Below are 19,946 nucleotides of genomic sequence, written 5' to 3'. Positions count from 1 at the left end.
GTCACACTGCAACATCTGGGTCAACGGATGCACCCTTGGCAGAATCGTGTCGACGCCGATGAGGGGGCGCTCCTTGCGGGAGCGCCCCCTCATCGGCGTCGTGCGGTCAGACCCTGAACTCCTCGGTACGGTGCGCGTAGGCGGGCAGCGCGGCCCGCATCTCGTCGGTGATCACCGGCGGCGGGAGCGGCACGACCTCGCGCTCGTGGAAGGCGCCCACCTCCTCGCCCTCGTCGAAGAGCGCCCGCACCGCCCGCAGGCAGGGGCCGACGACCTCCGTGTCGGTGATCCGCCGGCCGCCCCTGCCTCCGCCGTGCTGGTCGTAGAGGACCTCGTACATGAGGGACGGAGAGAAGATCACCAGCTCGGGCAGGGGGTCGAGGGCGGCGACGCGCTCGGCCGGCACCGTCCGGCAGGGGGAGCCCGCGCGGGCCCGTAACGCCAGGATGTGCATCTCCCACTGCAGGTAGGCGGTGATGGGTGACTCGACCACCCGCACCCGCCTGACCGGCTGGCGGTGCCGGAAATAGTCGGCCAGCGGCCCGGCCACCCGATCGATCAGCGCCAGCGACCGCCCCCAGTCGCCGTCCATCATCGCCCGCCAGCTCGCCACGTCGGGCTCGTAGAAGACCTGCGCGCGCTCCAGCTTCCACATCGGCTCCGTGCAGGCCGCGTGGTCGTGTTCGAACCAGGCCTGGTACTCCGGAACGTCCAGGACGAGGCCGTCGGCGTCGGCGACGGCGGCGAACGGATTCGTCTGGCGGACCGGAGTGCCCTGCTCGGTCATGCGGATTTCCCCTTAGCGTCGAAGACCCGCCCAGATCATCAGGTGAGCCTCTGACCGGGTCAAGGCCCAAAACGACCGGGGCGCGGCCGTCAGCCGCGGTGGTGGAAACGGCGGCGCACCAGGGAGAACAGCAGCGCCCCCAGCCACACCACCAGCAGCGCCTTGAACACCCCGAAGCCGCCGAAGATCAGCCCGAGGACCATGAGGACGAAGAGCACGGGCACCAGGGGATGGGGTCCGTACCCTCTTCTCATGGGCCCCCGCATCGGGCCATGCATGCGCATCCCGTCGCGCCAGGCCTGCCGGGCGGCGCGGTGCATCTCGCGGTGGTCGTGGTGCACGGCCCGCATCTGGTTCCGGTGGGCGTGCATCGCCGCCCGCCAGTCGCCCATGCCGTACGGGTCGGCCGGCGGCGCGTACGGTGAGGCCTGCTCGCGGTAGGCGGGCTGCTGACCCGGCAGGTCGGCCGTCACCTGGGCCAGGTCGCGGGCCGTCTTGGCGGCCAGCGTCCGGTCGAGGCGCTCGTCGAGCTCCTCGTGGGTCAGGCGGCCCTGCGCGAAGTTCTCGCGCAGAGCGGCCATGGTCTGCTCGCGCTCGGCGTCGCCGATGCGGAGTTCGCTGCTGTCCATGCCTGGGCTCCTCGTCCTCCCGAGCGGTCGCTCACTCCTCGCCCGGGTCGCCGTCGGCCAGGATCTGGTAGAGCTTGCGCCGGGTCTCTACCAGAGTCTTACGCGCTTCGCGGATTTGTGCGTCGTTTCCGGTCTGAAGAACCTGCATCATGGCGAATGCCGACTGTCGGGCGATATGCCAGAGATCAGCGGTGTTGTCGTCGATGTCCGGACGCATCTCGTCCCAGGGAGCGCGGACCTCGTCGGCGTGCGCCTCGATGTAGGTACGGCCCTCGTCGGTCAGCCGGAAGGTCTTGCGGCCCTCGTTCTCCTCCGAGACGACCAGGCCCTCGTCCGTGAGCTGCTGCAGCGCCGGGTAGACGGCGCCGGGGCTGGGCTTCCAGCCGCCCTCGCTGCGCTCGGCGATCTCCTGGATGATCTGGTAGCCGTTGCGCGGCTGCTCGGAGAGCAGGGCCAGGATCGCGGCGCGCACGTCGCCCCGCTTGGCCTTGCGGCCCCTGCCGCCCCAGCCTCGGTGGCCGCCGCCCCACGGGCCGCCGCCCGGGCCGAACGGACCGCCGGGACCGAACGGGCCTCCTGGCCCGAACGGACCTCCGCGCCCGAAGTCGAACGGGCCGGGCCCGCCCCTCCTGCCGCGCTGGCGCCGCTCGTGGGGGCCGCCGTGGTGGTGGCCGCCGACCTGCTCGAAGGCATCGGCCATGGCCCGGAACGCCTCGCGGGCCGCGCGCTTGTAGTCATGTGCGCCGGGCCAAGGTGACCCTGCTGTCATGTTGTGAACCATTACTTCCTCCCATATCGCGATCTGTTCTCGATGCGTCAACGATATATCGATACTATGTCGTTCGCAAGCGAGCTGCGGACGTGAGCCAGATCACGAAAAAGTTGCGGAATCCGGGAACAGGATTGGGGAGACGCTCGTTGTGTAGAGCAGACGAGGTCGTTCCGCGTCGGCAGGGCTGGGGGGTGCTGTCGCCGCGGAGACGACCTCGTCTGCGTTTGCGCGACATTCCCCTGTCGGCCGTGGAGCGTTCCGGCCCGCCGCGGCGCGTCAAGCGGTTCTTTGCCGTACAGTCCCGATCATGATGGGGCACTCTCACGCGATGACCGGGGCCATCGCCTGGCTGGGGCTGGCTCCGCCTCTCGCCGCTCTGCCACTGGTCAACGAGTCGTCACGATTCATCGAAACCGGGATCATGGCCACCGCGCTCAGTCCCGCCGAGCTGATCGCCGGGGCGATCATCTGCGCGGGCGCCGCGATGCTGCCCGACCTCGACCATCCGAGCGCGACGATCGCGCAGACGTTCGGGCCCGTGACATGGGCGCTCAGCAAGGTGGTGTCCTGGCTGTCCGGCGGCCATCGCGGGGCCACCCACTCGCTGCTCTTCGCGGTGGCGATCGGGGTCGGCGCGCACTTCCTGGCCGACGCTTATCCCTTAGGCCGCGACATCATGGTCGTGCTGCTCATCGGCCTGGCCCTGCGCGCGGTCGGTGTGGGGATCCCGGGCAACAAGATGGGGTCCGCCATGATCAACATCGGCATGACCGCCGGGCTCTACGCCGTCTTCCGCTCCCTCGACGTGGGTTACGCCTGGCTGGGGCTGGCGGTGGGGGTCGGCTGCCTCATCCATGTGGTCGGCGACTGCATGACCGAGCGGGGCTGTCCGGTGCTCTGGCCGCTCGGGGCCAAGTTCGTGCTGCCGTGGAAGATCGGCATCAAGACGGGCCGGACGTTCGAGCAGAAGATCCTGGCCCCGATCCTGTCCGTGGCGATCATCGGACTGCTCTTCTGGCGGCTGGCGCCCGTTTAACTTGATGTCGAGATACTCTAGAGATATCTTGACGTCGAGAGATCCGCCGCCACCTGTGAGTTAGGTTTACCTAACGTCCTGCTCGGTCAGGGAGTGCGGCAGGATTCTGTTTGAACACATGTCTGATGGAGGAGGCGAATCACCGTGTCCGCGAACAGCTTCGGCAGCCGTGACACGCTACGCGTCGGCGACGCGGCATACGAGATCTTCCGGCTGAATGCCGTAGAAGGCGCCGCACGCCTCCCGTACAGCCTGAAGATCCTGCTGGAAAACCTTCTCCGCACCGAGGACGGCGCCAACGTCACGGCCGACCACATCCGTGCGCTGAGCGGCTGGGACCCCAAGGCGGCGCCCAGCGTGGAGATCCAGTTCACGCCCGGCCGCGTCATCATGCAGGACTTCACCGGCGTGCCCTGCGTGGTCGACCTGGCCACCATGCGCGAGGCCGTGCGCGACCTCGGCGGCGACGCCGCCCGCATCAACCCGCTGGCGCCGGCCGAGATGGTCATCGACCACTCGGTCATCGTCGACTACTTCGGCCACCCCGACGCCTTCCAGCGCAACGTCGAGCGCGAATACGAGCGCAACCGCGAGCGCTACCAGTTCCTGCGCTGGGGCCAGACCGCCTTCGACGAGTTCAAGGTCGTCCCGCCCGGCACCGGCATCGTGCACCAGGTCAACATCGAGCACCTGGCCCGCGTGGTCATGACCCGCGACGCCGACGGCGTCACCAGGGCCTACCCCGACACCTGCGTCGGCACCGACTCCCACACCACGATGGAGAACGGCATCGGCGTGCTCGGCTGGGGCGTCGGCGGCATCGAGGCCGAGGCCGCGATGCTCGGCCAGCCGATCTCCATGCTCATCCCGCGCGTGGTCGGCTTCAAGCTCAGCGGCAAGCTGCCCGCCGGGGCCACCGCCACCGACCTGGTGCTGACGATCACCGAGATCCTGCGCAAGCACGGCGTGGTCGGCAAGTTCGTCGAGTTCTACGGCGAGGGCGTCTCCTCCGTGCCGCTGGCCGACCGGGCCACGATCGGCAACATGAGCCCCGAGTTCGGCTCCACCTGCGCGATCTTCCCGATCGACGGCCAGACCGTCGACTACCTGCGCCTGACCGGCCGTTCCGAGGAGCAGATCGCCCTCGTCGAGGCCTATGCCAAGGAGCAGGGCCTCTGGCTCGACCCGTCCTCGCCCGAGCCGGTGTTCTCCGAGTACATCGAGCTCGACCTGGCCACCGTCGTCCCGTCGATCGCCGGCCCCAAGCGCCCGCAGGACCGCATCGCGCTGTCCGACGCCAAGCGGGCCTGGCGCCACGACGTCGAGAACTACGTGAGCGACGGCGTCGACGAGGCCGTCGAGGAGAGCTTCCCCGCCTCCGACGCGCCCGCCTCCAACGCCACCGCCAACGGCGGCCGGCCGCACAAGCCGGTCCCCGTCACGCTGGCCGACGGCACCACGTTCGAGATCGACCACGGCATCGTCTCCATCGCCGCGATCACCTCCTGCACCAACACCTCCAACCCCTACGTCATGCTCGGCGCGGCCCTGCTCGCCCGCAACGCCGTCGACAAGGGGCTCAACCGCAAGCCGTGGGTCAAGACCTCGCTCGCCCCCGGCTCGCAGGTCGTCACCGGCTACTTCGAGCGCTCCGGCCTCCAGCCGTACCTCGACAAGATCGGCTTCAACCTCGTCGGCTACGGCTGCACCACCTGCATCGGCAACTCCGGCCCGCTGCTGCCGGAGATCTCCGACGCCATCCAGGCCAACGACCTCGCGGTCACCGCGGTGCTGTCCGGCAACCGCAACTTCGAGGGCCGGATCAACCCCGACGTCAAGATGAACTACCTGGCCTCGCCGCCGCTCGTCGTGGCGTACGCGCTGGCCGGCACCATGGACCTCGACCTCGACACCGAGCCGCTCGGCCTCGGCGCCGACGGCGAGCCCGTCTACCTGCGCGACATCTGGCCCTCGCCCGAGGAGATCGCGGCGGTGGTCAACTCCTCGATCGGCCGCGACATGTTCGAGCGCGACTACGCCGACGTGTTCAAGGGCGACGACCACTGGCGCTCGCTGCCGATCCCGACCGGCGACACCTTCGAGTGGGACCCCGACTCCACCTACGTGCGCAAGGCCCCCTACTTCGACGGCATGCCGGAGAAGCCGGAGCCGGTGTCCGACATCTCCGGCGCCCGCGTCCTGGTCAAGGTCGGCGACTCGGTCACCACCGACCACATCTCCCCGGCCGGCTCCATCAAGCCCGGCACCCCCGCCGCCGACTACCTGCGCGCCAACGGCGTCGAGGTCAAGGACTTCAACTCCTACGGCTCGCGGCGCGGCAACCACGAGGTGATGATCAGGGGCACGTTCGCCAACATCCGCCTGCGCAACCAGATCGCGCCCGGCACCGAGGGCGGCTACACCCGCGACTTCACCCAGCCCGACGCGCCGGTGTCGTTCATCTACGACGCCTCCGTCAACTACGCCGCGGCCGGCACCCCGCTGGTGGTGCTGGCGGGCAAGGAATACGGCTCCGGCTCCTCGCGCGACTGGGCGGCCAAGGGCACGGCGCTGCTCGGCGTGCGCGCGGTCATCGCCGAGTCCTACGAGCGCATCCACCGCTCCAACCTGATCGGCATGGGCGTGCTGCCGCTGCAGTTCCCCGAGGGCGGCTCGGCCGAGTCGCTGGGGCTGACGGGCGAGGAGACGTTCGACATCACCGGCGTCGAGGAGCTCAACCAGGGCGGCATCCCGCGCACGGTGCACGTCAGGGCGGGCGACGTCGAGTTCGACGCGGTCGTCCGCATCGACACCCCCGGCGAGGCCGACTACTACCGGCACGGCGGCATCATGCAGTACGTCCTGCGCTCGCTGCTCGCCAAGTGACCTGAGTCTTCCTCGCTCCCGCCCGGTCATGAGCCGGGCGGGAGCCGGAAGCCCTTGGCCTGCGTGCTGGGGGTTGGGCGTGATCCTCACGCGCCCGTATCGGGGGAACACCCGACACCTGAGAGCCGCTCCGTGGGCAACCCCCGCGGGGCGGCTTTCTCGTCGCGTACGGCGTCGCACAGGTGTCTCTCAGCCGCGCGTGGGGTGCGCGGAAGCCCTCCCGGCACCCCGGCGCCCGGTACGGCCGTCAGACGCGCCCACGAGCGGCCCAGGCGGCGCACGATCGTCGCAGAACGCCCGCGCGGGGCCCGCCTGGGACGCGACCCTGCCCAGGACACGCGGCCTCAGCCTGGGACGGGCGGCGTACACCGGGAGCGGTGACAGGGCGGAAGACGCCGGCGGTCGGTGTGATGATTGACTCTGCCGCATGGGTGGTGATGTGGCGTTGGTCCTGGTTGTCGGAGGATTGGCGGTTTTCGCGGGCGCGATCGTGCAGGGCGGCGTGGGTTTCGGGCTCGGGCTGGTCGCCGTCCCGGTGCTGACTATGCTGGTCCCCGACCTCATGCCCGGCGCCGCGCAGGTGGTCAACCTGGTCCTCCCGCTGTTCACCCTGGCCGTCGAATGGCGGAAGGTGGACTGGCGCGGGGTCGTGTTCGCGGCGCTCGGCCGCCTGCCGGGCAGCGTGATCGGGGGCGCCATCGTCGTCACCTTCACCGTGCAGGCCAGGGGCCTCTTCGTGGCGGTCATGGTGCTGCTCGCCGTGGCGCTGACCGCGCGGGCGCTGAGCGTGCCGCGCAACGGGTTCACGATCACCTCGGCCGGCTTCGTCTCCGGCGTCACCGGCACCGCCACGGGCATCGGCGGCCCGCCGATCGGTCTCGTCTATCAGAGCGCCAAGGGGCCGCAGATCCGGGCGACGCTGGCGATGTTCTTCTTCCTGAGCGCCGCCCAGTCGCTGGCCATCCTCGCGTACGTGGACGAACTACCCGCCCGCGCCCTGCTGACGGGGGCGGTGCTGATCGTGCCGATGGTGCTCGGCTTCCTGGTCTCGGGACGCCTGCGCCGCTACCTCGACGGCGGCCGCGCACGAGCAGCCGTGCTGATGGTGGCCGCGGCTTCGGCCCTGGCCCTCATCGCCCAGAACGCCCTCACCCAGGGCTGGCTCTCCTGACACGCCACACGACCGCGCGCCGCCGTCACGACCGATCCGGCGGCGTCACCCGGCGGGCCGTCCGCCACCGTTGGCCTTGATGTGTCACGCGTCCGGCCGCCCGCCGGCGGAGTCCGGCCGGTAGGGGGACCGGGCCACCCATTGCGGGAGGTCGCGTTCGACGTCACCGCGCTGCTGCAACCCTGCCTCGAACAGGAGGCGACGCGGGAGGCGAACTCCTCGACGAACCCGTCCAGCTCGCCGCCGGGCAGGGCTCTGTTCACGTAGCCGTACCGCTCGGCGAGCGCTCCGTCGTAGTCCAAACCACCCAGGAGCATCTCGAGGGGTCGGCGCTGTCGAACACGATGACCGCCAGGCGGTCGCTCCGCTCCGCTCGCGCGAACAGCTCGTCCAGTTCGCGCGTCATCGCCGCGTCCACGAGGTTGACCGGCGGATGACGGCAGCGGGAGTCCGCACTCGTCGCCGCCTGAACACTGCAGGCTCTCCTCCCGTGATCACGTCTCGTTCGCTCGCGCTCGCTCTCACATGCACCGCCCTGGTCATGGCGGGATGGGCTCATCCGGTGCACCAACCGGCCGATGTCCGCGCCGGGCAGGGAAGTGGCGAGAGCGGCGCCACCGTCACGGGGTGATCGGCATTACCGATACCTTCGCGTCCACAGGTCGCAGCCGTTCACGCCTGCCCGGGCTCACCCGGCGCCCGGCGCGTCTGGCGGCGGCGGCAGCGGGAGTTCGAGCTCGAGCTCGTGCCGGATGGGGATGCCGTCGAGGCCGACTTCGGGGATCGACGGCTTGAGTGCACGAGAGTGGGCGACGGCGTCGCGGTGCACGGCGACGAGGTCGAAGCCGGACCGCTGGTAGAAGCGCAGCGCCCGCAGATTGTCGTTGGTGGTGATCAGCCACAGCCGCTCAGCGCCCTCGGCGCGGGCCGCCTCGGCCACGGCGTCGACCAGAGCGGTGCCGACACCCGCGCCGCCACGTACGGAGTCGAGCGTGACGAGCTCGCACTCCCGGCCGTCGATCCGGTAGGTGGCGACGCCGGCCCGTTCCCCGTCGAGGAGGGCGATGACTCCGGGCAGCGCCGTCGTGTCATGGGCGACGCCGCGGCTCACGGAGACGCTCCCGCTCCACCTCTCGGCGAACAGCGTCTCCAGCCAGGGGAGATCATCGGCGCCGAGCGGCCGGACCGCAGGACGGGATGCCCGCTCGTGATCGGAAGATGGCATGGGACCTCGCAGGGCTGTCGGTCGACGATCGATCGTAGGCGGACCGGGGTCGTACCCGCTCCGGCCGGCTCGCGCACCGCACGAGTCGGCGGCTGGGGATCGCGGGCCGGATCGGCCACAGCCCCTCCGGCGCCGGCCGAAGCGTTCGGACGCGCCCTCACGAACGCGTCCGAACGCCAGTGCGCCGGCGCCGATGTCACCGGTGCCGGACACCCCGGACGGTTGCCGGGAGGCGTCGGGTGGATTGAGGTGACGTTTCTGGATTGTTACCGGAAACAACAAACTAGCCGCCCCGACCCCCTTCCCATGCGATCGATCCCGGAATACGTTGCCGCAAACAACATTCATCCGGGCCCCTCCGGAAGAAAGGACCCTGCACCATGCGCAAGGGGATCCTCAGCATGACCGCCGCGGCAGCCGCGCTCGCACTAGGTCTCACCGCCTGCGGGGGCGACGGCGGCCAGACCACTACGTCGACCTCGTCCGCCCCGGCCTCCTCGGCCGCCAAGGCCGGCAAGGTCGGAGTCATCCTGCCGGACAGCAAGTCCTCGGCCCGGTGGGAGACGGCTGACCGCAAGTACCTCGAAGAGGCGTTCAAGGCCGCGGGTGTCGAGTACGACATCCAGAACGCGCAGAACGACAAGACCGCGTTCCAGACCATCGCCGACCAGATGATCACCAACGGCGCCACCGTCCTGATGATCGTGAACCTGGACAGCGGCACCGGCAAGACGGTGATCGAGAAGGCCAAGTCGCAGGGCGTGCCCACGATCGACTACGACCGTCTGACGCTCGGTGGCGGCGCCGCCTACTACGTCAGCTTCGACAACACGAAGGTCGGCACGCTCCAGGGCGAAGGCCTCAGCAAGTGCCTGACCGACAAGAAGGTCGAAAAGCCCATCGTCGCCTACCTGAACGGGTCGCCGACCGACAACAACGCCACCCTGTTCAAGGAGGGCTACGACGGGGTGCTGAAGCCGAAGTTCGACTCCGGCGACTACGTCAAGGGCCCCGACCAGTCCGTGCCCGACTGGGACAACACCCAGGCCGGCACGATCTTCGAGCAGATGCTGACCGAGCAGCCGAAGATCGCCGGTGTCCTGGCCGCCAACGACGGCCTCGGCAACGCCGCCATCACGGTGCTGAAGAAGAACAACCTCAACGGCAAGGTCCCGGTCACGGGTCAGGACGCCACCGTCCAGGGTCTGCAGAACATCCTGGCCGGCGACCAGTGCATGACCGTCTACAAGGCGGTCAAGAAGGAGGCCGACGCCGCGGCCAAGCTCGCCGTGGCCCTGGCCAAGGGTGAGAAGCCCACGGCCAGCGGCAGCGTCAAGGACCCGGAGACGAACCAGGACGTGCCCGCCGAGCTGATGGAGCCGCAGGCCATCTACCTCGACAACGTCAAGGACGTGGTGGCCGACGGTTACGTCACCAAGGAGGAACTCTGCAAGGGTGACTTCGCCGAGAAGTGCACCGAGGCAGGAATCCAATAACACCCAGGGGTACGGCCCGCGTCACGAGCGCGGCCGTACCCCCGTTTAGGGAGCCACATGAACCCCCTCCTTGAAGTGCGCGGGCTCGACAAGAGCTTCGGTCCGGTGAAGGTCCTGCACGACGTCGAGTTCGCCGCCTACCCCGGCCAGGTCACCGCGCTCGTCGGTGACAACGGCGCGGGCAAGTCCACCCTGGTCAAGTGCATCGGCGGGATCTACCCGATCGACTCGGGCCAGGTGCTCTTCGACGGCGCCGAGGTCCACGTGCACAGTCCCCGCGACGCGGGCGAGCTGGGCATCGAGATCGTCTACCAGGACCTCGCCCTGTGCGACAACCTCGACATCGTCCAGAACATGTTCCTCGGCAGGGAGCGCAAGAACGGCATCCTGCTGGACGAGGACAGCATGGAGGAACTGGCCGAGAAGACCCTGAGCGGCCTGTCCGTACGGACGGTGAAGTCGATCAGGCAGCAGGTCTCCAGCCTCTCGGGAGGCCAGCGGCAGACCGTGGCCATCGCCAAGGCCGTGCTGTGGAACAGCAAGGTCGTCATCCTGGACGAGCCGACCGCGGCGCTGGGCGTGGCCCAGACCGCGCAGGTGCTGGAGCTGGTGCGCCGGCTGGCCGACACCGGCCTGGCCGTCGTGCTCATCTCGCACAACATGAACGACGTGTTCGCCGTCTCCGACCGCATCGCGGCGCTCTATCTCGGCAGGATGGCCGCCCAGGTCAACACCTCCGACGTCACGCACGCCCAGGTCGTCGAACTGATCACCTCCGGCCGCAGCGGCGAACTGGGCCTCAAGAACGGGGTCACCCCATGAACAAGGTCAAAGAACTGCCCGGGGAGGCCATCGTCACGGCGGCGGAGGCCCCCTCGATCAGGAACAGCTTCCTCGCCTACGTCCAGCGGGTGCGCGGCGGCGACATGGGAGCGCTGCCTGCCGTGCTCGGCCTGGTCGTGCTCTGCGCGGTCTTCGCCGCGGCCCGGCCCGCCTTCCTCACGGCGATCAACTTCGCCAACCTGTTCACGCAGGGCGCGGCCGTCACGCTCATCGCCATGGGCCTGGTGTTCGTGCTGCTGCTCGGCGAGATCGACCTGTCCGCGGGCTTCGCCAGCGGCGTCTGCGCGGCGGTGCTCGCCGTCACCCTGGCCAGCGCGGGCCTGCCCTGGTACGTCTGCGTGGCGGCGGCCATCCTCACCGGTGTGATCATCGGCACGGTGCTGGGCTCGCTGGTCGCCAAGGTCGGCATACCGTCGTTCGTGGTCACCCTGGCCGCGTTCCTCGCCTTCCAGGGCCTGGTCCTGGTGCTGGTGGACGAGGGCACGAACATCTCCGTCCGCGACGAGGTGATCGTCGCCATCGCCAACAAGAACCTGCCGCCCTGGCTCGGCTGGGCCGTCTACGCGGCGTGCGTGGCGATCTTCGCCGGCGTGCAGCTCCGGCGGGCCAGGAAGCGGGCGAGCCGCGGCCTGGTCGCCGACCCGCTGTCGCTGATCGCCTTCCGCGTCGGCATGCTGGCGCTCTTCGCCGGGCTCGCGGTCGCCGCGCTCAACCTGGAGCGCAGCCGCAACCCCGCGCTCGTCTCGCTCACCGGCGTGCCGATCGTGGTGCCGATCATCCTGGTGCTGCTGGTCGTGTGGACACTGGTGCTGCGCCGCACCGGGTTCGGGCGTCACCTGTACGCGGTCGGCGGCAACACCGAGGCGGCCAGGCGAGCCGGCATCCCGGTCGACCGGATCAAGATCAGCGCGTTCGTGCTCTGCTCCTCGATGGCCGCGATCGGCGGCATCGTGGCCGCCTCCAGGGCCAGCTCCGTCGACCCGAACACGGGCGGCAGCTCCGTCCTGCTGTACGCGGTAGGCGCGGCGGTCATCGGCGGCACCAGCCTGTTCGGCGGCAAGGGCAGGGTGCTCGACGCCGTGCTGGGCGGCGCCGTGGTGGCGGTGATCGAGAACGGGATGGGCCTGATGGGGTACGGGGCCAGCGTGAAATACCTGGTCACCGGGTCTGTGCTGCTGCTCGCGGCGGGAGTCGACGCCCTCGCGCGCAAGCGGGCGGCTGCCGCTGGTCTAAGGTGATCAGCGACTCACAGCCCCTGAAGGAACCCCAGACCATGCGTGCCGGCCCCTCCCAAGAGGACATCAGACGCCACAACCTCGGCGCGCTGCTTCGCCACGTCCATCTGGGCGGGCCGATCTCGCGCGCCGAGCTGACCGCGAAGATGGGGCTCAACCGCAGCACGATCATGGCCCTGACCTCCGACCTCACCGCCGCGGGGCTGGTGCGGGAGGAGCTGCCGCGAGAGACGGGCCGGGCCGGCCGGCCCTCGCTCGTGGTGCGCCCCGAGTCGGCCAGGGTGTACGTGTTCGCCTTCGACGTGGGCCCCGACAGGCTGGCCGTGGCCCGCGTGGGGCTGGGCGGGGTGATCCTCGACCGCAAGGAGTGCGTACGCGACCGCGACCGGTTCGAGCTGGACGAGCTGGCCGGGACACTGTCCGGGTTCGCCCGGCAGATGCGCCGCAAGACCAGGGACGACACGGTCTGCGTCGGCGCGGCGGCGGCGGTCTCCGGCGGCGTGCGCAAGGGCGACGGCGTGATCAGGTTCGGGCCCAACCTGATGGCCGACGAGGTGCCGTTCGGCGACGAGCTGGCCCGCAGGCTCGGGCTCGGCCTGCCCGTCAGCGTGGGCAACGACGCCAACCTGGCCGCGCTCGCCGAGCACAGCCGCGGCGTCGGGGCGGCGGTCAGAGACCTCATCTTCCTGCACGGCGACGTCGGCATCGGCGGCGGCATCATCGCGGGCGGCCACCTGCTCGGCGGCCACGACGGCTACGGCGGCGAGGTCGGCCACATGGTCGTCAACCCCGGCGGGCGCGCCTGCGGCTGCGGCTCGCACGGATGCCTCGAAGCAGAGGTGGGGGAGCGGGCGCTGCTGGAGTCGGCCGGGCGGGTCGCGGCCGGTCAGCACGGCCGCGACGCGGTGCGCACGGTCGTGGCGGCGGCCGACCGGGGCGACATCGTGGCCCAGGAGGCGCTCAGCCGGGTCGGCGACTGGCTCGGGCTGGGCGTGGCCAATCTGGTGAACATCTTCAACCCGGAGATCGTGGTCTTCGGCGGCATTCTGCGCGACATCTACCTCGGGTCGGCCGCGCAGGTGCGGACACAGCTCGCCCTGCACGCGATGGCGCCGCAGCGCGAGCGGCTGCGGCTGCGCACCTCGGCCCTCGGCGACGCGGCCACCCTGGTCGGGGCCGCCGAACTCGCCTTCGCCCACGTCCTGGCCGACCCGCTGGAGGTCCTGGCCCGCGTCACCGCCTGACCCGCCGAGACGGCGCCTGACCCGCCGCGGGTTCAGGTGACCTTGTGCTCGCCGGCCGTCCAGGTGTTGCAGAACCCGGCGGCCCCGCCCCGGTAACCCCGGTCCTGCCAGGACGCCAGGTTGCGCGGTTTGCCGTGGATGTCGCTCTCGTTCGCCGAGCGCACCGCCGCCAGCCAGTCCTTCCAGCCGATGTCCGGCCCGATCGACTTGAGCGTGGCGCTGTAGAAGACCCCGGCGAAGCACTCGGCCTGCATCTCCAGCCGGTGGCTGAGCAGCCTGCGCGCGCTCTTCGATGCGGGCGCGTACAGGGCGGCCTGGGCGTTCAGCACCCCGATGAGCTGCTGCACGTGATGTCCCCACTCATGCGCGACGGAGTGCGCCAGGTTCATCCGGAACGGATCCCGCAGGTCGCCCTTGGTGATCCGGACGACGATCGTGCGCTGCTCGGGACAGTACTGCGCCCCGCTGCTGGTGATCGCCCCGCAGACCGAGTCGCCGCCCGTGGTGATCGTGACCTCGGGAGAGTCGTACGCCAGCCCGGCGGCGGCGAACCTCGCCGCCCAGAAGCGGTCGGCACATGCCGCCATCGCCCGGTGGAAGGCCCGGAGCGAGGCCGTGCTCCCCGGCCGGATCCCGGGGATCGCGCACTTCTGCGCCACCACCTCCCCGCCCGCCGAGCCCAGCAGCCCGCCCTGGCCGATCCTGGCCGCGGCCTGCGCGGGCGCGGGCGGGAGCAGCCCCGCGACCACGCACGTGAGCGGCGCTACGAGGAAGGCGAGGAGAGCGCGCATGATCCCGGTGGAGGGCTCAGGACACCTGCGACTTGGGCGCCTTGAAGGTGTTGCAGCCGCCGGCCGACTCGGTGTCGTATCCCCGCGTGAGCCAGGCGCCGATGTTCCTGGCGCTGCCGTGCGTCTGCTGGGCCTGGTCCTTGCCCTTGATGCCGAGGAGGGACAGGACGGACCCGCTGCCGCCTCTCCGCGCGATGAAGGTGAAGTCGGTGTCCTTGCGGCCCAGGGAGTGCCACACGCTGCCGACGAACGTCCCGGACAGGCACTCGGCCTGCAGCTCGATGCGGCGCGACTCGTCCAGGACCCGGGCCGCGTTCTTGCCGTTGTAGCGTGTCATCGCGCCGAGCATGCCGGTGAGCCGCTGGACGTGGTGACCGTACTCGTGGGCCAGCACGACCATCAGCCACAGGTCGTTGGGCTCCTCCACGGTGCCCGGCTCCACCAGGAAGGTGATCCGCCTGTTCGCCGGGCAGTAGACCGCCTGGGCACCCGCGGGGAACTTGCCGCACCCGGTCGGCACGCCCGCCTTGCCGGTCAGCCGCAGGGTGGGCTTGCCGAAGGTGAAGCCGGCGCGCTGGACCACGGGCTTCCAGGCGGCGTCGAGGCAGTCGAGCACCCCCTCCAGGTAGACCCTGACCTCGTCCAGGTCGGCGCTCTGGACGTCCGGCTCGTCGCACGTCTCGTAGCCGAGCTTGCCCGTCTTGTAGATCGGGTTCTTCGCCAGGGCGGCCTTGAAGGCCGGCGCCGAGGAGGAGGAGGCGTGGGCGGTGCCGGCGAGGAGCACGCTCGCCAGGGCACCCGCCAGCAACGCCGTTCGGGGGATACGCATGAGACGGAACCCTAATGAAAGAAGGAGTTCCAGGTAAAGAAGATCAATCAGGTGACATTTCGGGGATTGGCCGCCCAGGTGTTGCAGGAGCCGGGGGTGCCGCGGTTGAACCCGCGCGTCATCCACGCCGCCTGCGTCGGTCCTCGGCCGTGGTCGTTCTGCGGCCAGCCCTTGGCGCCGTTCTTCCTGAACCAGCCCACCGTGTACGCCCAGTCGGCGTCCGTGACGAGCGGGGTGCCACGCATCGTGCTCATGAAGACCGCGGAGAAGCACTCGGCCTGCAGCTCGGAGTTGCGCGAGAGCTGGAGGCGCTTGGCCTTGCCCGCGACGGAGCGCGCGGCCCAGTAGTAGGTCCAGATGCCGGAGACCTGCTGCACGTGGTGGCCGTACTCGTGGGCGATCAGGCGGGTGATGCCCAGCGGGAACGGGTTGCGCAGCTGGGACTTGCTGATCATCAGGTACATCGTGCGGTCGGTGGAGCAGTAGACGCCGTCGGCGCCGGTGTTCCACGCGCCACAGGGTGTCTTGATCTTCCTGGTGATGATGCGCAGCCGCGGCTTGGCGAAGGGCATCTTCGCCTTGCGGAACTGCGCCGCCCATGCCTTGTTCAGGCAGAAGGTCACGCGGGTCAGGAACCGCCGGTACGCCACCATGCTCCCGGCGGGCAACGCCCCGGGGGCGCAGTTCACGTCGGTGAGGCGTCCGGTCTTGTAGAGGGGATTGGCCGTCGCCCGGGACCGGCCGGCCGCTCCGGCCCCCTGTCTCCGGTCGGCGGCCAGCTTGGCGGGCGGTGAGGCGAGCTGCTGGCCCTCGTTGACGGGGGCCGCCGACGTCGTGGCCACGTCCGCCAGAACGAGCACCAGAGCCGTCGCTGCCAGGACGAGTGCCAGCATGGCGGCCACAAGGGTCGCGAGTCTGCTTTTGGGGACGGAGTTCATAGGTACCGAAAGACTAGGTCAAGATCGGACATATGTGGGTGGATTTGACTCGATGGAGTCAGCGAGGCATCCGCGAACTAGACTCTTGGGGATCGGCGCAAAAGAGCAGAGGGGGTCGGATCCGTGAGCGGGTTGCTGGGCTCGATCGAGGGACCGCAGGACGTAAAACGGCTCGCTGTCGAGGAGCTGCCGCAGCTCGCGGGGGAGATCCGTGATGTCCTCGTCGACGCCTGCGCGAGGTTCGGCGGACACCTGGGCCCCAACCTCGGTGTGGTCGAACTCACGATCGCCCTCCACCGCGTGTTCGACTCACCCCGCGACCCCATCATCTGGGACACCGGCCACCAGTCGTACGTGCACAAACTGCTCACCGGCAGGGCCGCCGGCTTCGAGGCGCTCAAGCAGGAGGGCGGCCTGTCCGGCTATCCCAGCCAGGCCGAGTCCGAGCACGACTTCGTGGAGAACTCCCACGCCTCGACCGCGCTGTCCTACGCCGACGGCCTGGCCAAGGCGTTCAAGCTGCACCGCGATCGTGACGCCTCGGGCGACGCCGGCCGCACCGCCGTCGCGGTGATCGGCGACGGCGCCCTGACCGGCGGCATGGCCTGGGAGGCGCTCAACAACATCGCCGCCATCAAGGACCTGCCGGTCGTCATCGTGGTCAACGACAACGGCCGCTCCTACTCGCCCACGATCGGCGGCCTGGCCTCCCACCTGTCCTCGCTGCGGGTCAACCGCCGCTACGAGGACGTCCTCGAATACGTCAAGGACAAGATCGGCAACGTTCCCGTCCTCTACGACGCCCTGCACGGCTTCAAGAAGGGCGTCAAGGACGTCCTGGCGCCCCAGGTGATGTTCGAGGACCTCGGTCTCAAATACGTCGGCCCCATCGACGGCCACGACGAGCAGGCCATGGAGGCGGCCCTGCGCCAGGCCCGCGACTTCCGCGGCCCCGTCATCGTGCACGCCCTCACCCAGAAGGGCCGCGGCTACACCCCCGCGGAAAACCACGACGAGGACCAGTTCCACTCGCCCGGCGCCTTCGACCGCGCCACCGGCGCGGAGAAGCCCAAGGGCCGCATCTGGACCAACGTCTTCAGCGAGGAGCTCGTCCGGCTCGGCAAGGAGCGCGACGACCTGGTCGCGATCACCGCCGCCATGCTCCACCCGACGGGGCTCAACGCCTTCGCCGAGGCCTACCCCGACCGCATCTACGACGTCGGCATCGCCGAGCAGCACGCGCTGACCAGCGCCGCCGGGCTCGCGCTCGGCGGCCTGCACCCGATCGTGGCCGTCTACGCCACCTTCCTCAACCGCGCCTTCGACCAGCTCCTCATGGACGTCGCCCTGCACCGCCTGCCGGTCACGGTCGTGCTCGACCGGGCGGGCGTCACCGGCGACGACGGCGCCAGTCACAACGGCATGTGGGACCTGTCGATCCTCCAGGTCGTCCCCGGGCTGCGGGTCGCGGTGCCGCGCGACGGCGACCGCCTGACCGAGCTGCTGCGCGAGGCCGTCGAGGTCACCGACGGCCCCACCGTGCTGCGCTTCCCCAAGGGCCCGGTCGCCGAGCCGATCGAGGCGGTGGGCAAGCTGGGCGAGATGGACCTGCTGCGGGCCGCCGCGGCCGAGCCCGACGTGCTGCTGGTGGGCGTGGGCCCGATGGCGCAGGTCTGCATGGACGCCGCGGTCCTGCTCGACGCCCAGGGCATCTCGGCCACCGTGGTCGACCCGCGCTGGGTCAAGCCGCTCGACGAGGCGCTCGTCCTGGCCGCCGGCGCGCACAAGCTGGTCGCGGTGGTCGAGGACAACGGGCGCGTCGGCGGCGTGGGCGACGCCGTGGCCCGCCTGCTGCGCGACGCCGACGTCGACGTCCCCGTACGCACCTTCGGCATTCCGCAGCAGTTCCTCGACCACGCCAAGCGGGCCAAGATCCTCGGCCGGATCGGCCTGACCGGCCAGGACCTGGCCCGCCAGATCACCGAGGCGGTGGCTCGGCGCAGCAACGCCGCGGAGCCCGTCCGCCGCTGACCACCGCCGCACCCTGAGGTGATCCAAGCCCGTACCCGGTTACGGGCATGATCACCCTGGGTGTGGGAAATATCGCAGACCGTGGACATCTTTCGCACGAAGACTGTCGAGCAGTCGATCCGCGACACCGAAGCCCCCGAGCACCAGCTGCGAAAGCGCCTGACCGCCACGGACCTCACGGTCTTCGGCATCGGCGTGATCGTCGGCACCGGGATCTTCGTGCTGACCGGACAGGTCGCCAAGGAGACTGCCGGGCCCGCCGTGGCCGTCTCGTTCGTCGTCGCCGGCATCGTGTGCGGACTCGCGGCCCTGTGCTACGCCGAGTTCGCCTCCACCATCCCGGTCGCCGGGTCCGCCTACACCTTCTCCTTCGCCACCCTGGGCGAGTTCCCCGCCTGGGTGATCGGCTGGGACCTGATCCTGGAGCTGGCGCTGGCCGCGGCCGTGGTGGCGGTCGGCTGGTCGGGCTACTTCGCCTCGCTGCTGTCGACGTTCGGGCTCAACCTGCCCCCCTCCATCGCCGGCGCCGATCCGGTGGTGAACGTCCCCGCCGTCGCCATCGTGGCGATCCTGACCGCGGTCCTGGTGGTCGGGATCAAGCTGTCCTCGCGGGTCAACCTGATCCTGGTGATCACCAAGGTCGCGGTGGTCCTGCTGGTCATCGTGGCGGGGCTGTTCTTCATCAACGGCGCCAATTACACGCCGTTCATCCCCGAGGCGGTCTCCACCCCGCGCGTGGAGGGGCTGGAGGCGCCGCTGTTCCAGGTGATGTTCGGCATCACGCCGGTGGCGTTCGGCGTGATCGGCATCTTCTCCGCCGCGGCGATCGTCTTCTTCGCCTTCATCGGCTTCGACATCGTGGCCACCGCCGCGGAGGAGACCGTCCATCCGCAGCGCGACGTCCCGCGCGGCATCATCGGCTCGCTGGTGATCTGCACGATCCTGTACGTCGCCGTCTCACTCGTCGTCGTCGGCATGCAGCATTACAGCGAGCTGAGCACCGAGGCGCCCCTGTCAGGAGCCTTCACCGCGGTCGGGCAGCCCTGGCTGGCCTCGATCATCGGCCTGGGCGCCATCGCCGGCCTGACGACCGTGGTGCTGGTGCTGCTGCTGGGCCAGACCCGGGTGCTGTTCGCGATGTGCCGTGACGGGCTGCTGCCGCGCTCCATGGCGAAGGTGCACCCCCGGTTCGGCACCCCGGCCCGGCTCACGACGCTCATCGGGGTGGTGACGATGGCGCTGGCCGGCTTCGTCTCCTTCGGCGAGCTGGCCGAGCTGGTGAACATCGGCACGCTGTTCGCGTTCGTGGTGGTCTCGATCGGCGTGGTCGTCCTGCGCAGGACCAGGCCGGACCTGCCGCGGGCGTTCAAGACGCCGCTGGTGCCGGTGCTGCCGGCGCTGTCCGTGCTGGCCTGCCTCTACCTCATGCTCAACCTGCCGGTGCAGACCTGGCTGCGGTTCCTGATCTGGATGGTCATCGGCGTGGTGCTCTACTTCGCCTACGGCTACTGGCACAGCCGTACCGCGATGCCCTGGCAGAAGGCCCGCCACTGAGACCGGGATCACCGGGGCGGGCCCTCAGCGGGTGCTCAGAGCGAGACGACCGCTCCGGTGGCCGCGCGTACCAGGCAGCCGTTGGCGAAGACCTTGGCCCACTGCACGCGCGAGCTGTACCAGCGGCCGACCACGACGACGGCGTGCGGGGCGAGCTCCTTGGTGCAGACGGCGTTCGGATGCACGTTGAGGTCGGCCGGCTTGCCGCCGACCCGCTCAAGCTGGCGGCAGGCCGCGCGGGCGTTGGGATGAGTGCCGCCGGCGGGCGCGCAGTGCAGCCAGACGGTCTTCGTCACCCCGCTCTTGGCCGCATCGACGATCTTGAGCTGCACCTTGGGGGGCGGGGCGACGGCCAGGGCGGGCGACGACGCGCCCGCCAGGAGGGTGCCGCAGAGCGCGAGGGTGCCTGCTGCTCTCATCATGGTTACTCTCCGTTCGTAGGACGGCACCATACGCTACGACGGAGTCAGGGCCGAGGT

At 70.0% G+C, this 19,946-nt stretch carries 18 protein-coding genes; 10 read left to right on the top strand and 8 right to left on the bottom strand.

Annotation, left to right across the window (positions count from 1 at the left end; all coding sequences use genetic code 11):
* Positions 1-106: 106 nt before the first annotated feature.
* From ABFX54_RS02295 to ABFX54_RS02285, 3 genes are all read right to left on the bottom strand, one after another.
* Entirely contained in the window at positions 107-787 is a 681-nt protein-coding gene (locus ABFX54_RS02295; protein ID WP_346101174.1) for a DUF6879 family protein, read from the bottom strand.
* A gap of 89 nt (positions 788-876) precedes the next feature.
* Positions 877-1,416 (bottom strand): DUF1707 SHOCT-like domain-containing protein, encoded by a 540-nt coding sequence (locus ABFX54_RS02290; RefSeq protein WP_346101173.1) that lies wholly within the window; start codon positions 1,414-1,416, stop codon positions 877-879.
* Between the two features lie 31 nt (positions 1,417-1,447).
* A complete protein-coding gene (locus tag ABFX54_RS02285) occupies positions 1,448-2,185 on the bottom strand; it encodes a PadR family transcriptional regulator (RefSeq protein WP_346101172.1) in 738 nt (245 codons plus the stop codon).
* A 310-nt stretch (positions 2,186-2,495) separates the two neighbouring features.
* Here ABFX54_RS02285 and ABFX54_RS02280 point away from each other — a divergent pair, with 310 nt between their 5' ends.
* The 4 genes from ABFX54_RS02280 (at position 2,496) to ABFX54_RS02265 (ending at position 7,548) form a co-directional block, all read left to right on the top strand.
* Positions 2,496-3,224 (top strand): metal-dependent hydrolase, encoded by a 729-nt coding sequence (locus tag ABFX54_RS02280; protein WP_346101171.1) that lies wholly within the window; start codon positions 2,496-2,498, stop codon positions 3,222-3,224.
* Positions 3,225-3,362: 138 nt separating this feature from the next.
* Positions 3,363-6,110 (top strand): aconitate hydratase AcnA, encoded by a 2,748-nt coding sequence (gene acnA / locus ABFX54_RS02275; protein WP_428834487.1) that lies wholly within the window; start codon positions 3,363-3,365, stop codon positions 6,108-6,110.
* A 466-nt stretch (positions 6,111-6,576) separates the two neighbouring features.
* A complete protein-coding gene (locus ABFX54_RS02270) occupies positions 6,577-7,281 on the top strand; it encodes a sulfite exporter TauE/SafE family protein (RefSeq protein ID WP_346101169.1) in 705 nt (234 codons plus the stop codon).
* Positions 7,282-7,422: 141 nt separating this feature from the next.
* On the top strand, positions 7,423-7,548 hold the full coding sequence (locus ABFX54_RS02265; protein ID WP_346101168.1) for a hypothetical protein: 126 nt from the start codon (positions 7,423-7,425) through the stop codon (positions 7,546-7,548).
* Positions 7,549-7,969: 421 nt separating this feature from the next.
* Here ABFX54_RS02265 and ABFX54_RS02260 read toward each other — a convergent pair whose 3' ends face one another.
* On the bottom strand, positions 7,970-8,506 hold the full coding sequence (locus ABFX54_RS02260; RefSeq protein ID WP_346101167.1) for a GNAT family N-acetyltransferase: 537 nt from the start codon (positions 8,504-8,506) through the stop codon (positions 7,970-7,972).
* 380 nt (positions 8,507-8,886) lie between these two features.
* Here ABFX54_RS02260 and ABFX54_RS02255 point away from each other — a divergent pair, with 380 nt between their 5' ends.
* From ABFX54_RS02255 to ABFX54_RS02240, 4 genes are read left to right on the top strand one after another with little or no spacing between them, the layout of a single operon-like run.
* On the top strand, positions 8,887-10,002 hold the full coding sequence (locus tag ABFX54_RS02255; RefSeq protein WP_346101166.1) for a sugar ABC transporter substrate-binding protein: 1,116 nt from the start codon (positions 8,887-8,889) through the stop codon (positions 10,000-10,002).
* 57 nt (positions 10,003-10,059) lie between these two features.
* Positions 10,060-10,824, top strand: a complete 765-nt coding sequence (locus ABFX54_RS02250) for an ATP-binding cassette domain-containing protein (protein WP_346101165.1) — start codon at positions 10,060-10,062, stop codon at positions 10,822-10,824.
* The gene (locus tag ABFX54_RS02245; RefSeq protein ID WP_346101164.1) at positions 10,821-12,083 is read left to right on the top strand and encodes a sugar ABC transporter permease; all 1,263 of its coding nucleotides are present in this window, start codon (positions 10,821-10,823) and stop codon (positions 12,081-12,083) included. Before ABFX54_RS02250 ends, ABFX54_RS02245 begins: the two co-directional genes overlap by 4 nt.
* Positions 12,084-12,118: 35 nt before the next feature.
* The gene (locus ABFX54_RS02240; RefSeq protein ID WP_346101163.1) at positions 12,119-13,324 is read left to right on the top strand and encodes an ROK family transcriptional regulator; all 1,206 of its coding nucleotides are present in this window, start codon (positions 12,119-12,121) and stop codon (positions 13,322-13,324) included.
* Between the two features lie 32 nt (positions 13,325-13,356).
* Here ABFX54_RS02240 and ABFX54_RS02235 read toward each other — a convergent pair whose 3' ends face one another.
* Genes ABFX54_RS02235 through ABFX54_RS02225 form a run of 3 tightly spaced genes read right to left on the bottom strand, consistent with a single transcriptional unit; the run spans position 13,357 to position 15,837 of the window.
* Positions 13,357-14,115 carry a neutral zinc metallopeptidase gene (locus ABFX54_RS02235; RefSeq protein WP_346101162.1) on the bottom strand — a complete coding sequence of 253 codons (759 nt, stop codon included), beginning with the start codon at positions 14,113-14,115 and terminating at the stop codon, positions 13,357-13,359.
* A gap of 16 nt (positions 14,116-14,131) precedes the next feature.
* Complete coding sequence (locus ABFX54_RS02230) at positions 14,132-14,944, bottom strand: neutral zinc metallopeptidase (protein WP_346101161.1); 813 nt, start codon at positions 14,942-14,944, stop codon at positions 14,132-14,134.
* A gap of 47 nt (positions 14,945-14,991) precedes the next feature.
* Positions 14,992-15,837 (bottom strand): neutral zinc metallopeptidase, encoded by an 846-nt coding sequence (locus ABFX54_RS02225; protein ID WP_346101160.1) that lies wholly within the window; start codon positions 15,835-15,837, stop codon positions 14,992-14,994.
* A gap of 177 nt (positions 15,838-16,014) precedes the next feature.
* On the opposite strand from ABFX54_RS02225, the gene dxs reads away from it, so the two are divergent.
* Positions 16,015-17,913: a 1-deoxy-D-xylulose-5-phosphate synthase gene (gene dxs, locus ABFX54_RS02220; RefSeq protein ID WP_346101300.1), complete on the top strand. Its 1,899-nt coding sequence runs from the start codon at positions 16,015-16,017 to the stop codon at positions 17,911-17,913.
* A gap of 81 nt (positions 17,914-17,994) precedes the next feature.
* A complete protein-coding gene (locus ABFX54_RS02215) occupies positions 17,995-19,467 on the top strand; it encodes an amino acid permease (RefSeq protein WP_346101159.1) in 1,473 nt (490 codons plus the stop codon).
* 35 nt (positions 19,468-19,502) lie between these two features.
* On the opposite strand, the gene ABFX54_RS02210 is transcribed toward ABFX54_RS02215, so the two are convergent.
* On the bottom strand, positions 19,503-19,889 hold the full coding sequence (locus ABFX54_RS02210; RefSeq protein WP_346101158.1) for an SSI family serine proteinase inhibitor: 387 nt from the start codon (positions 19,887-19,889) through the stop codon (positions 19,503-19,505).
* Positions 19,890-19,946: the final 57 nt, after the last annotated feature.

Origin of the sequence: Nonomuraea maheshkhaliensis (assembly GCF_039529435.1) — a bacterium.
GTDB classification, from domain to species: domain Bacteria; phylum Actinomycetota; class Actinomycetes; order Streptosporangiales; family Streptosporangiaceae; genus Nonomuraea; species Nonomuraea maheshkhaliensis.
The sequence above is the reverse complement of the archived record's forward strand: the minus strand, read 5'-3'. Positions and strand labels throughout refer to the sequence as shown.

What these genes read in the sequence shown, in the direction of transcription:
- ABFX54_RS02250 (WP_346101165.1), top strand. Translation starts at nt 10,060, where the DNA reads ATGAACCCCCTCCTTGAAGTGCGCGGGCTCGACAAGAGCTTCGGTCCG.
- ABFX54_RS02280 (WP_346101171.1), top strand. Translation starts at nt 2,496, where the DNA reads ATGATGGGGCACTCTCACGCGATGACCGGGGCCATCGCCTGGCTGGGG.
- ABFX54_RS02245 (WP_346101164.1), top strand. Translation starts at nt 10,821, where the DNA reads ATGAACAAGGTCAAAGAACTGCCCGGGGAGGCCATCGTCACGGCGGCG.
- ABFX54_RS02210 (WP_346101158.1), bottom strand. Translation starts at nt 19,889, where the DNA reads ATGATGAGAGCAGCAGGCACCCTCGCGCTCTGCGGCACCCTCCTGGCG.
- ABFX54_RS02255 (WP_346101166.1), top strand. Translation starts at nt 8,887, where the DNA reads ATGCGCAAGGGGATCCTCAGCATGACCGCCGCGGCAGCCGCGCTCGCA.
- ABFX54_RS02260 (WP_346101167.1), bottom strand. Translation starts at nt 8,506, where the DNA reads ATGCCATCTTCCGATCACGAGCGGGCATCCCGTCCTGCGGTCCGGCCG.
- ABFX54_RS02285 (WP_346101172.1), bottom strand. Translation starts at nt 2,185, where the DNA reads ATGACAGCAGGGTCACCTTGGCCCGGCGCACATGACTACAAGCGCGCG.
- ABFX54_RS02290 (WP_346101173.1), bottom strand. Translation starts at nt 1,416, where the DNA reads ATGGACAGCAGCGAACTCCGCATCGGCGACGCCGAGCGCGAGCAGACC.
- ABFX54_RS02295 (WP_346101174.1), bottom strand. Translation starts at nt 787, where the DNA reads ATGACCGAGCAGGGCACTCCGGTCCGCCAGACGAATCCGTTCGCCGCC.
- ABFX54_RS02240 (WP_346101163.1), top strand. Translation starts at nt 12,119, where the DNA reads ATGCGTGCCGGCCCCTCCCAAGAGGACATCAGACGCCACAACCTCGGC.
- ABFX54_RS02235 (WP_346101162.1), bottom strand. Translation starts at nt 14,115, where the DNA reads ATGCGCGCTCTCCTCGCCTTCCTCGTAGCGCCGCTCACGTGCGTGGTC.
- ABFX54_RS02225 (WP_346101160.1), bottom strand. Translation starts at nt 15,837, where the DNA reads ATGCTGGCACTCGTCCTGGCAGCGACGGCTCTGGTGCTCGTTCTGGCG.
- ABFX54_RS02230 (WP_346101161.1), bottom strand. Translation starts at nt 14,944, where the DNA reads ATGCGTATCCCCCGAACGGCGTTGCTGGCGGGTGCCCTGGCGAGCGTG.